At 61.0% G+C, this 12,250-nt stretch carries 7 protein-coding genes; all 7 read left to right on the forward strand.

Annotated features, from left to right (window positions below):
- Window positions 1-2: 2 nt before the first annotated feature.
- From CKW19_RS09210 to CKW19_RS09240, 7 genes are read left to right on the forward strand one after another with little or no spacing between them, the layout of a single operon-like run.
- Window positions 3-3,068 carry a virulence factor SrfB gene (locus CKW19_RS09210; RefSeq protein WP_095057618.1) on the forward strand — a complete coding sequence of 1,022 codons (3,066 nt, stop codon included), beginning with the start codon at window positions 3-5 and terminating at the stop codon, window positions 3,066-3,068.
- A complete protein-coding gene (locus tag CKW19_RS09215) occupies window positions 3,065-5,773 on the forward strand; it encodes a putative virulence factor (RefSeq protein ID WP_095057619.1) in 2,709 nt (902 codons plus the stop codon). The genes CKW19_RS09210 and CKW19_RS09215 overlap by 4 nt, the downstream gene beginning before the upstream one ends.
- A 3-nt stretch (window positions 5,774-5,776) precedes the next feature.
- Window positions 5,777-6,799: a hypothetical protein gene (locus CKW19_RS09220; RefSeq protein WP_095057620.1), complete on the forward strand. Its 1,023-nt coding sequence runs from the start codon at window positions 5,777-5,779 to the stop codon at window positions 6,797-6,799.
- An 11-nt stretch (window positions 6,800-6,810) separates the two neighbouring features.
- Window positions 6,811-8,790 (forward strand): vWA domain-containing protein, encoded by a 1,980-nt coding sequence (locus CKW19_RS09225; protein ID WP_095057682.1) that lies wholly within the window; start codon window positions 6,811-6,813, stop codon window positions 8,788-8,790.
- A 10-nt stretch (window positions 8,791-8,800) separates the two neighbouring features.
- A complete protein-coding gene (locus CKW19_RS09230) occupies window positions 8,801-9,502 on the forward strand; it encodes an ABC transporter ATP-binding protein (protein ID WP_095057621.1) in 702 nt (233 codons plus the stop codon).
- Window positions 9,486-10,709 (forward strand): ABC transporter permease, encoded by a 1,224-nt coding sequence (locus tag CKW19_RS09235; protein ID WP_095057622.1) that lies wholly within the window; start codon window positions 9,486-9,488, stop codon window positions 10,707-10,709. Before CKW19_RS09230 ends, CKW19_RS09235 begins: the two co-directional genes overlap by 17 nt.
- A complete protein-coding gene (locus CKW19_RS09240) occupies window positions 10,699-12,243 on the forward strand; it encodes an SUMF1/EgtB/PvdO family nonheme iron enzyme (RefSeq protein ID WP_095057623.1) in 1,545 nt (514 codons plus the stop codon). The genes CKW19_RS09235 and CKW19_RS09240 overlap by 11 nt, the downstream gene beginning before the upstream one ends.
- Window positions 12,244-12,250 lie beyond the last annotated feature (7 nt).

The following is a 12,250-nucleotide window of genomic DNA, read 5'->3' on the forward strand; positions in this document are numbered from 1 at the left end:
ACATGTTGCCTGAAGTCACTCAATTCGAAGACACCGTCACGCTGGTCAGCGACACCGGCATCCAGTTCATGGATTTCGCCCTGCGCCTGGATCCCCGCAAGGAACCGGCGGGTGAGTTCGCACCGATGATCAGCGGGCTGATCTGCCGCCTGGCGTATAACGAAGAGAAAGACTTCTTTTTCTACGAGCCCGAACCGGAAAAGGTCGAAAAGGCCAAACCTGCGTTCAGCGTCGACATGAAAAGCAGCCTCGATTTACTCGACGGTATCTGGCTGCCGACCCCGTTTTTCCGTTTCATGCCGCCGCATCGCTTCGACGAAGGCCCTACCAACTGGTCGCGCATGCGCTTGGTGAAACTGGCAACTCCCGACATCGACGGCAACACCCACCGCCTGACGATGGCGTTCGACAGCCGTGTGATGCCCAAGCGTGACGGCACTGCATATCTGGCGCCAAACGAAGAAGACATCAGCTCCGGCGTATCTTTCAAACTGGCGACCAAGGCTAGCGAAACCCGCTGGTTTCTGGCACAGCCGTGGGTCAACGAGTGGTTGCTGGAAGTGTTCAATGAGGGCAATGCCCACCGTTCGCGCGCAGAGTTGGACATCGATATCCGTGCCAACTATCACCTGGCGCACTACCTCAACTTGCTCAGCCTGTTGAGCAAACCGTCATCCGCCCAGCCGTCGAAAGCCCGGGCGAAAGTTGAAATCCCTGAGCTGAAAGTGGTCGCCAACGATAGCAATGGCCTGGTCAAACCGATTCCAGTGGACCTGGTGCTGGACGTCGGCAACTCGCGCACCTGCGGCATCCTGATCGAAAACCACGGTCAGGCCGGCTCCGGACTGAAGCAGAATTACGTGCTGGAACTGCGTGACCTGATCACCCCCGAACACACCTACAACCTGCCGTTTGAAAGCCGCGTGGAGTTCGCCCAGGCGTATTTCGGCAAAGACCACTGCTCGGTCAAGAGCGGTCGTCACGATGCGTTCCAATGGGCGACGATTGCCCGCGTCGGCAATGAGGCCAGTCGTCTGGCCAGTCGTCGTCGCGGCACCGAAGGCTCCACCGGCCTGTCCAGCCCGAAACGCTATCTGTGGGACGAAAACGCCTATGGCCACGGCTGGCGTTTCAACTGCTCGTACATAAAGACCGACAACGAGCCGTACGCCACCGCCGCGCCGTTCTCGCACCTGATCAACGAAACCGGCGAGGCGCTATACAGCCTCGAAGAAGACGATCGTCTGCCGGTGTTCATGCCGCGTTATTCACGCAGCTCGCTAATGACCTTCATGCTCGCCGAAGTGCTGGCCCAGGCGCTGTCGCAAATCAACAGCCCGGCCCAGCGTTCGCGCCAGGGTCACACCCGCGTGCCGCGCCAACTCAACAGCATCACGCTGACCGTACCGCCGGGCATGCCGCAGGCCGAGCGCAGCATCCTCAACGAACGCATGCTGCAAGCCATCGGCCTGGTGTGGAAAAGCCTCGGCTGGCATGCCGGCGAGGAAGATCCACATCAGGATCAGGCCGTCAGCCCACGCACGCCGATCCCGAGTATCCGCGTGGAATGGGACGAAGCGTCCTGCGGCCAGTTGGTGTACCTGTACACCGAGGTCAACGAGAACTTCGCCGGTCATCCGGAAGAGTTTTTCGACACCATCGCCCGGCCGGACAAGGCCGACCGCCAACGCATCACCCTCGCGACCATCGACATCGGCGGTGGCACCACCGACCTGGTGATCACCGACTATCGCCTCGACCGCGCGGGTAATACCGGCAGCGGCAGCAACGTGCACATCGTGCCCGAACAGCGTTTTCGCGATGGTTTCAAAGTGGCCGGTGACGACATCCTGCTGGACGTGATTCAGGACTTCGTCCTGCCGAGTTTCGAAAAAGCCTTGCAGAACGCTGGCGTGAAAGCTGCGGATTCGCTGATGTCACGGTTGTGTGGCGATGAATCGGTCAGCGCCCAGGACATGATCCTGCGCCAGCAATTGAACCTCCAGGTGTTCGCCCCGCTGGGCCTGGCACTGCTCAAGGCGTACGAGCATTACGATCCGCAGGTCCCGCAAGCAGTCACCCCGCAAAGCTACCGCCAACTGCTCGGTGACAACGCAATCAGCCAGACCGTGCTGGACTACGTCAATGCCGCCGTGCGTCGCGATGTCGGCGGTCAAAGCGGTTTCGACCTGTATGCCGCGCCGATCAGCTTCGACCTGCAAAAGCTCCACGCCGCGTTCCTCAATGATCAGATCAACATCACCAAGATCCTTGGTGCGCTGTGTGAAGTGGTCGCGCATTACCCGTGTGATGTTTTGCTGCTGACCGGCCGTCCTTCGCGCCTGCCCGGCATCCAGGCGTTCATTCGCAAGGTGTTGCCGCTGCCGCCGGGGCGTATTCTGGCGCTGCAAAACTACCGTACCGGCGGCTGGTATCCGTTTCACAAGAACGGCCGGATCGACGACCCGAAAAGCACCGCCTCGGTCGGCGCCATGCTCTGCCTGTTGTGCGCCAACCACAGCGTGCCGAACTTCTACTTCCGGGCATCGGCGCTCAAGCCGTATTCGACGGTCAAGCACATCGGCGTCATCGACCTGAACAACGTGATCAAGGATGCCGACGTGCTGTACCGCGACATCCAGTCCGAAGACTACAAAATAAAGCTGCCGGAAATCGGCACGGGCGACGGCGCCGACACACCACAGCTGGAAATGCGCGGTGACCTGCGCCTCGGTTTCCGCCAGTTGGCCACCGACCGTTGGGCCGCCTCGCCGCTGTACACCTTGCGGTTCACCAAGGCCGGTCGGGAGAAGTTTTCCCGGGCAATCGGTGAAAACGGCAGCGCGCCGCTGCTCAAGGTACGGTTCGAGGTCAAACCGGCAGACAAATACACACGCAAACAGGATCTGGTCAGCGACCGCCTCTCGGTCCGCGACATCGAATCCAACAGCAACAACGTCAACTTCAACCCGCGCAGCGACCTCGAACTGGAACTCAACACCATGCTCGACGCCGGCCTGAGCGAGACCAAGTACTGGCTCGACAGTGGAAGTGTGAAACGCAAATGAATGACCTGACCCCCGATCAAACTCAGCTCTCTGCCAGTTGGGCCGCTGTTTATGAAGGCGCCGGTCAGGCGCTGGACTGGATAGGCCAGACGCGCGGCAATGCGCCGCGTCTGGACAGCGAAGCCGACAACCTGAACATCCGCCTGCACCGCGCCCGCAACCTGGCCCAAAGCCTCGGTCGCGTGGCCTGTACGCCGATGACCATTGGCTTTTTCGGTTTGTCCCAGGCTGGCAAGTCCTACCTGATTTCGGCCCTCGCCGCCGGTCAGAACGGCAAGCTGGAGACCGAGTTCGGCGACCATCGCCTGGACTTCATCAAGCACATCAACCCGGTGGGTGGTGGCAAGGAAGCCACCGGCCTGGTAACGCGCTTCAGCCGTCGGGCGACGGAAAGCCAGGACAAGGACTTCCCGGTAGAACTCACGCTGTTCAAGGAAATCGAGCTGGCAAAGATTCTCGCCAACGCCTGGTTCAAGGATTTCGACCTTGAACGGATTTCCTACGAGATCGACGAAGAACGCATCCAGCGCGCGCTCAAACCGTTCGAGGGCCGCGAAACCGGCCCGCTGCAAACGGGGGTCAATGCCGACGATCTGGTGTCGCTGTGGGATTACCTGCGTGACAATTTCCGCAACTCGGTGAAGAAGCTTGAGCACCTGTACTGGCCCAAAGCGTTGCAACTGGCGCCACGCCTGAATTTCCAGGAACGGGCCGAGCTGTTTTCGATTCTCTGGGGCGAGCAAAGCGAGTTGACGCGCGTGTACCAGCAATTGGCCGGCGCGCTGCACAAGCTGGGTCTGCCCGAGACCGTGTTCGCACCGTTGAAGGCCTTGGTGAGTTTCGAAAACGACACATACAGCCAGCGCGACAGCATCATGAACGTCGACATCCTCGAACGCTTCGGCAGCCCGCAGGACTTGCCGATCGATGTTCGACCGCTGGTTGGCGATCGCCTGCAAAACAGTCAGGCGATACCTGTCGCGCAACTGGCGGCGCTGACCGCCGAAATGACCTTCCCCCTGATCGAAGCGCCGGTTGATGACATCGTCAATCAGGTCGACTTGCTGGACTTCCCCGGTTATCGCGGACGCCAGAAACTGCACGAGATCGCCAATTCCAACGACCCGCAATCCACCGCCAAGGACAACTCCGTTTCCCAGCTGATCCTTCGCGGCAAGGTCGCCTATCTGTTCGAACGCTACACCGACAACCAGGAAATGAACGCACTGGTGGTCTGCACCGGTTCGACCAAGCAAAGCGACGTCAACGACGTGGGCCCGGTGCTGACCCGCTGGATCGAAAAAACCCAGGGCGCCGACTCGGCCGCTCGCAGCAAGCGCGACACCGGGCTGATCTGGGCGTTGACCATGCTCGACCTGCGCATTACCAACTCCCTCAGCCTGACACCCGATCAGTACGACGAGAGCTGGAACGGCATGGTCAAGCTGACCATGCTGGAGCGCTTCGGTAGCCTGAGCTGGATGAACGACTGGGCCGGCACACCGTTCCAGAATACCTACCTGGTGCGCAAACCGCGTATGGACGCGGCGTTCATCGGGCAAGACGCGACCGGCGCGGAAACCGGCCTCAACGCCATCTATCAAGAACGTGTCGACGCACTGGGTTCCAGCTTTGCCAGCAACGCCCTGGTGTGCAAACACATCAAGAACCCGGCCAACGCCTGGGCAGAAATGCTGCGCAACGATGACGGTGGCATCAGCCACTTCAGCGGCAGTTTCAAAGGCGTGGCCAATATCGAATTCAAATTGCAGCGCATCCGCGAGCAATTGAGCGAATGCCTCGAAGGTCTGACCACTCACGGCCTCAGCACCTGGTACCACGCCGACGACGACAGCGCCGCAGCCGCCAAGAAAGCCAAGGCGCAAATGATTCTGACAGGCCTGGGTCGTCGTCCGGCAGTACTTGGCGAATTGATCGATCAACTCGACATACCGAGCGAAGAGGTCCGCGACCTGTACCTCAGCGGCGTGTACGAAACCGATGACGTGCCGGCCGCGAAAGAGCCGGTCGCCCCGACACCGAGCCAGAGCCTGTATGGCAACGACGCCGGTTTCAATTTCGATTTCAGTGACGACCTCAGCCACGAAGCGCCCGTCAGCAGCAAAACCGGCACCCCGGCGCCCGAACTGCAAAGCAACGAGCACCGTTTCGCCAAAGCGGCGTTCAAGGCCTGGATCGCACACCTGCGTGAACTGACCACCCGGCAAAGCCTGCTCAACCTGCTGGGGCTGGAAAAGGCCTTGCTGGAAGCGGTGGTCGATGAACTGATCACCGCCGGTTATCGCCAGGACTTGCCGGGGCAACTGAGCCGCGCCGTCCTCAAACGTGCACAAAGCGGCGCGCGGCGCGATCAACTGGTCGAGCGCCAGGTACTGGAAGTGCAACGGGTGCTGCGCGATTACGTGTCCTGGTTCGGCTACCTCCAGAAACCGGTGAGCGAGCGCCCAAACAGCCGCGCCGGGGCCAAGGAGCCATTGTTTTCGTTCTACACCGACATTGGCCCGGGACAAGTGCCCGTGCTGCCGGCGCAACCGGCGAATCAGGCGCAGCGGTATCTGGGCGACTGGCTCTCGGGCCTGGCCTACATCACGCAGGACAATGCCGGCCATGGTGCCGGACGAGAAATCACCCCTGAACAGAACGAACGGCTGGGCCAAGTGCTCACAGCCTTCGCAGCGAGATAAGCAATGCCCATTCGTGTCGACCTGCTCGCGTTAGAGCCCAATGTGCCTGGCCAGGCCCGCCTCACTGTGAAGAAATGGCAGGGTGACGAGGAACAACTGGAGTTTTCCATTCAGCGTAACCAGGACGGTTTTTACCTCCAGGACCACAAGACCTGGAGCAACAATCCATTCTGGTTCAAGGTCTCGCGTTTCAACCTCACGGCCAACGACGAAGCCCTGGAAACGCAGGTCGGCCCGAACGTGGTCGACCCGCTGCTGGAAGGCGGCGCCAATTCGCAATTCCAGATCGAACTGCGCCAACAGAACCACGGTCATGCCGATAAAGGCGTGGTTCGCCCAGGCGTTGGGCTGCTGCCGTCCACGGCCGGCGGCCAGACGCGCTCGACCTACGGCAGCGCCGAACTGACGACGCCGAGCGTACCACCGGTGGAGATCCCGGAGATCCCGGACATGCCTGAACTGGTCTTGTCCACCGCCGAACCCGAAGTGGAGTTGGAGTCGGTGCTCACCGAGCCCGCCTACACGCCGCCGCCTCCACCGGTGAAGAAAAGCAACAAAGGCCTGATCGGTCTGTTGATTGTGGTGTTGTTGCTGGCAGCGGGTGCCGGATTCTGGTTCTACAAACGCACCCCGGCCCCTGCGGTTACCGCCACTGCCGCCGCACCCGCCGGCGCCGATGCTCAAGCCTGCACCCTCGACAGCATGAACAGTCTGCCCGAGTTGACCTTCGTCCAGACCTGCATCAAGGCGGCCCCCGACAGCGCCAGGTTGCTGGAGATCATCAACCAGGCCAAGGCCGGTAAACACTGCGGCGTCGCCCAGCGTCTGTACGCCAACCGTGCCCAGGCCGGTGACACGCTGATCGCCAATGCTTATGCCCGCGAATACGACCCTAAATACCTGAAGGCCAGCGAGTGCTTCCCGACCGCGGACAACGCCACCGCCGCCTACTGGTACGAAACCATCCTCACCCAGGACCCGAACAACACCGAAGCCAAGCAGCGCTTCGAGGAGTTGCAGAAGTGATCCGTTCGCCCATGAGTCGATTCCTGCTGAGCGGTGCCGCCTTGCTCGCACTGTGCATCAGCCCGCTGTCCCAGGCCGGTGACAAACCGCTGATCCAGGCCGGTAAAAAGACCCTGTTTCAACGCGTGCTGACCACGCCGGGCTGCAAGACCAGCCCGACGGCGGGCGGTACCGAAGGTGACGCACAACCCGTCTTCAGCCGCTTTTATGTGTACGAGCGCGCGCAAGCAGGCAACGCCGAATGGCTGAAAGTCGGCCCCGACAGCTATGGCAAAACCATTGGCTGGCTGCCTGCAAGCTGCACCACCGACTGGAAGATGCAGCTGACGCTGGCCTTCACCAATCCGGCCAACCGTGACCGGCTGTTGTTCTTCAAGGACCGCGCCACCGTCGAAGGCATTCTTGATGCACCGGACCCGGTCAGCAAAGTCGCGCCGCTGCGGGCCACGCTGAAAAAGGGCCAGCAAGCACCGGGCGTACTGGCTGAAGAACCTGAATACTTCGTCGACCTGCAAAAGCAGTTCTACCTGCTGCCGGTGCTCAGTGGCGAAGAAGTCATGACCGAAAGCGGTTTCCGCACGCGCCTGCTCAACGTCGCCTCCGTCAGCAAGCCGGATGACAAGAGCGCCAAGGGTGGTGCTGCAACCAGCGCTGCCGGCAGCAAGGAAGCCGAAGAGAAAAAGGCCAACCAGCTGAAGGAATTCAGTGCGGCCGTGGTATTTGTCATCGACTCGACGATTTCGATGGACCCCTACATCGACCGCACCCGCGAGGCGATCCGCAAGGTTTACCAGAAGATTGAAGCGCAGAATCTCGGCAAGCAGGTCAAATTCGGCCTGGTGGCTTTCCGCTCCAACACCCAGGCGGTACCTGGGCTGGAATACACCACCAAAATGTACGCCGACCCTACCAGGGTGAAAGACAGCGCCGACTTTTTCGCCAAAATCGCCGACCTCAAGCAGGCTACCGTGTCGAGCAGCAGTTTCGATGAAGACTCGTTTGCTGGCGTCATGGAGAGCATCGACAAGGTCGACTGGAACCAGTTCGGCGCGCGCTACGTGGTGCTGATCACTGACGCGGGCGCCATCGAAGGTGACGACAAGCTGTCGAAGACCGGTTTGAGTGCCTCACAGGTGCGTATGGAAGCCGCCAACCCGGGCGTGGCGATTTACACCCTGCACCTGAAAACCCCGGCCGGGGCCAAGGACCACGCCAAGGCCGAGGCGCAGTACCAGAACCTGTCGACCTACCCGGGCACCAATACCTCGCTGTACTACCCGGTGAATGCTGGGGATGTGCAAGAATTCGGGCGCAAGGTTGACGCCCTGGCCGGTGCGATCACGACACAGGTGAAAGCCGCCTACATGGGCGAGGACGCCATCGGCAGCGCGGCGAATGCCAAGCAGGACCCGGCCGAGAAGAAAATGCTCGAAGACGCGGCGCTGATCGGCCACGCCATGCAACTCGCCTACCTCGGCGAGAAGACCAACAGCAAGGCCCCGCCGGTGTTCAAGGCGTGGATCACTGACCGCGACCTGATCAAGCAGAACATTCCGACCACCGATGTGCGGGTGCTGCTGACCAAATCCCAGCTCAGCGACTTGAGCGACGTGATGAAGCAGATTCTCGATGCCGCCAACGAAGGCCTGATTTCGCCGACGGAAATGTTCGATCGCCTGCGTTCCGTGGCGGCGACCATGGGCGCCGATCCCAATCAGCTCAAACAGAACGGCAACGCCAAACTGGCGGACATGGGCGTCCTCGGCGAATACCTCGAAGACCTGCCTTATCACAGTGAAGTGCTGAACCTGGATGAAGAGACCTGGAAGAGCTGGGACGGTCTGGCGCAAGAGAAATTCATCCGCACGCTGAACACCAAACTGCGGCATTACCAGCGTTACAACGCCGATGTCGACCGCTGGGTAGCGTTGGCCAAGGACAGCGATGCGCGGGATAACGTCTACCCCGTACCACTGGAAATGATGCCTTAACGAGACGCCCATGCTTGATATCAAGAACCTGCTGGTGCGCCGTGGTGAAGGCGCACAGGCTCATCACGTGCGATTGCCGCACTTGCAGGTTGGCGCCGGGGAAATCCTCGCCATCACCGGCGAAAGCGGCAGTGGCAAAAGCACGTTGCTCGAAGCCATCGGCCTGTTGCTCGCGCCAGTGGAACTCGAGCGCTTTCGACTGGGCGCGGCGCCCGCTCAGGATATCGCCCATCTGCTGGCGACTGACGACCAGCCTGCTCTGGCAGCGGTGCGTTCACGGCATTTGGGATTCATTTTGCAGAGCGGCGGCTTGCTGCCATTCCTGAGCGTGCGGGACAACATCAGCCTGCCGCGCCGTTTGCTCGGGATGCCGGCGAAGAGCGAGCACATCGACCACGCCGTTGATGTGTTGCGCCTGCAAGGGTTGCTGGATAAACAACCACAGGCCTTGTCGATCGGTGAACGCCAGCGCGTGGCCTGCGTTCGGGCAATTGCCCATGAACCGCTGCTGCTGTTGGCCGACGAGCCGACCGCCGCGCTCGACCCTCACAGTGCCCGGCGTTTGTTCGAGTTGCTGCTGAGCCTGGTGTCGAGCATGGGCCTGAGCGCACTCGTTGTGTCCCATGACTGGGCCTTGCTGAAAGATTTCGGCTTGCCGCGACTCGGCGCTATCAGCCGCCAGGGAGAGACTCTGTTTGAACCGATGGACTGATCGCTTGCACCTGCTGGGCTCACTGGCGCTGCAAGACCTCTGGCACGACCGCAAGGTCTCGCTGTGCATCGCCGCGTCCCTGGTGGCGGTGATCGCACCGTTATTGCTGCTGTTCGGGCTCAAACACGGGGTGGTCAGCCAGCTGCAGGACGAACTGCTGCGTGACCCGCGCAACCTTGAAGTGAAAATGCTCAGCAACGGCAATTACGACACGGCCTGGATCGAGCGTTTGCGCCAGCGCCCCGAGACCGGTTTTGCCCTCGGCCAGACCCGCTCCCTCAATACCCAGGCTGACTTGCAGATTGGCATGCAACGGTTTGTCGAAGGCGCAGAAATCATCGCGACCGAGCCGGGCGACCCACAACTGAACCTGGCGTCACTCAACCCCGTCGGCAATCAAGTGATCCTCAGCGCCAGCGCAGCGCAACGCTTGCAGGCCAAGGTAGGCGACAGCGTGCAGATGCGGGCCTTGCGCCGCCTGGACGGTGTCAATGAACGTGGCGAGATGACGCTGACGGTACTGGCCGTGCTCGACGGTGCCCGCTTCGGTCGCGCTGCCGGGTTTGTCGCCCCGCCGCTGCTGCTGGATCTGGAGCGCTTTCGCGACGGCTACCAGGTCAGTGGGTTCGGCGTTGACACCGGCAAGCCTCAGGGTAATCTGCAACCGTTGTATGCCCGCGCCCGCGTTTATGCGCGCGACATCGATCAGGTCGCACCGCTGGAACACTGGCTCAACGAACAACACATCGAAACCTCCAGCCGACTGGCCGACATCGACAACGTCAAAGCCATCAACCATGTGCTGGGGCTGATCTTCGGTGTAATCGCCATGGCGGCACTGATCGGCTGCGTGGCGTCGATGGTGGGCGCGTTCCTGGCCAACATCGACCGTAAACGCAAAAGCCTGGCGGTCCTGCGCCTGCTGGGTTTCAAACGCCGGGCCGTTGGCGGTTTCGTGGTCCTGCAAGCGCTGGTGCTGAGCCTTGCCGGCTACATTGGCGGGCTGGGGTTTTATGCTGTGGGCAGTCATTTGTTCGACTACTTGCTCGGCAACAGCCAGGCGACCGGCACCTTCGTTTGCCACATTACCGCTTGGCATGGCGTTGCCGCCCTGCTCCTGACCTTCCTGGTCGCTGCATGGGTGGCCGCGATCGGCGCCCTGCGAGCCATCAACATCCAACCTGCGGAGAGTCTGCGTGAGCTATAAACGTTTTGGCTTGCTGTTGCCCCTGAGCCTCGGCTACGTGCTTTGCGCCTCGGCGGCAGGCTGGGAAGCGAAGTATTACAACCCGATGCCAGACGCCGCCGACGTGGTGCTGCCAATGCCCTGCGAAGGCTCGATGGTGTTTCGCAAGGTGTTCATTCCGGTCGCCGGCCCCCTGGATGACTACCCGATCAACATCGGTCAGGACGGCGCGGAATACGGCTATGTCGAACAGACCCGTCCGACCTTTATCGCCGGCAGTTTTACCGGGGCCAAGAACGACAAATCCCGCTACTACCTGATGGCCAAGTACGAGATGAGTCAGTTGCAATACGCCGCGCTGACCGAAGCGACCTGCCCCACCGCCGCCACCAAGATGCGCTTGCCGCAAACGGCGGTGAGCTGGGTGCAAGCCATCGACGCCGCCGACAAGTACAACCTGTGGCTGCGCAAAAACGCCGCCGGCAAGCTGCCCAAGGAAGACGGCGCGCAAGGCTTTCTGCGCCTGCCAACCGAAGTCGAATGGGAGTTCGCCGCACGCGGCGGGCTGGAAGTCAGTGCCGCTGAATTCCGCGACACGCACTACCCGATGCCTGAAGGCATCAACGCCTACGAGTGGTTCGCCGGGGCGCAATCGTCCAACGGCAAAGTGCAATTGACCGGTCTGCAAAAGCCCAACTCGCTGGGCCTGCATGACATGCTCGGTAACGTCGACGAAATGATGTTCGAGCCGTTTCGCCTGAACAAACTCGACCGCCAGCACGGTCAGGCCGGCGGCTACGTCGTCCGTGGCGGCAACTACCTGACCGCGCAAGCCGACCTGCGTACGGCATTGCGCCAGGAAGAGCCGTATTACAACGCCGAAGGCCAGGTGAAAAACAAGACCACCGGCCTGCGCTTGGTCATGGTCTCACCGACCCTCACCTCTCGCGAACGGGTCGCCAGCATCGAAAGCAGCTGGAAGAAACTCGGCACCGGCAGCAAGGACCCCGAATCCGCCGACAAAGGCACCGTACAATCCCTGAACAGCCTCGCCTCGGGCGTCGAAGACAAAGCGCTCAAGGAAAAACTCAAGGCCTTGGAAAGCCAGCTGCGTGCCAGCAACCAGCAGCAGGAAGAAACCCGCGACCAGGCGATCCGTGCCAGCCTCAACCTGGGTGCTTTCCTGTGCACCAAGATGCTCGACGATGGCCAGTACGTGGACTTCCTGCAAAAAAACTACAAGCTCAATTGCGAAGGCGCGGACAAAGACGCCAGTTGCGACATGCGTAAAGGCAAGCTCGAAGAGCAAAAGGATCGCCTGCACAAACTCAGCCGTTACTACGCCAGTAGCCTGGTGGAATCGGCTACCTTGTACGGCCAGCCACTGCTTGAAACGCAAGTCCCGGTGATGGAAGAAATCATCAGCCGCAACAAACAGCTGCAAGACCTCAAGCCTTACTTGCGCACCCACTGGGCCAATCAGAAGGCGTTCCTGCAAAAGCAGAAAATCGACACTGAAGCCTGGCTGACCAGCTGCAAAACCGTCACTCAATAACAACGCG

This window comes from Pseudomonas sp. Irchel s3f7, from assembly GCF_900187615.1.
GTDB lineage: Bacteria > Pseudomonadota > Gammaproteobacteria > Pseudomonadales > Pseudomonadaceae > Aquipseudomonas.

Bases quoted from the DNA above. Each gene is read 5' to 3' on its own strand.
- CKW19_RS09210 (WP_095057618.1), top strand. From the start codon at position 3: ATGTTGCCTGAAGTCACTCAATTCGAAGACACCGTCACGCTGGTCAGC.
- CKW19_RS09215 (WP_095057619.1), top strand. From the start codon at position 3,065: ATGAATGACCTGACCCCCGATCAAACTCAGCTCTCTGCCAGTTGGGCC.
- CKW19_RS09225 (WP_095057682.1), top strand. From the start codon at position 6,811: ATGAGTCGATTCCTGCTGAGCGGTGCCGCCTTGCTCGCACTGTGCATC.
- CKW19_RS09230 (WP_095057621.1), top strand. From the start codon at position 8,801: ATGCTTGATATCAAGAACCTGCTGGTGCGCCGTGGTGAAGGCGCACAG.
- CKW19_RS09220 (WP_095057620.1), top strand. From the start codon at position 5,777: ATGCCCATTCGTGTCGACCTGCTCGCGTTAGAGCCCAATGTGCCTGGC.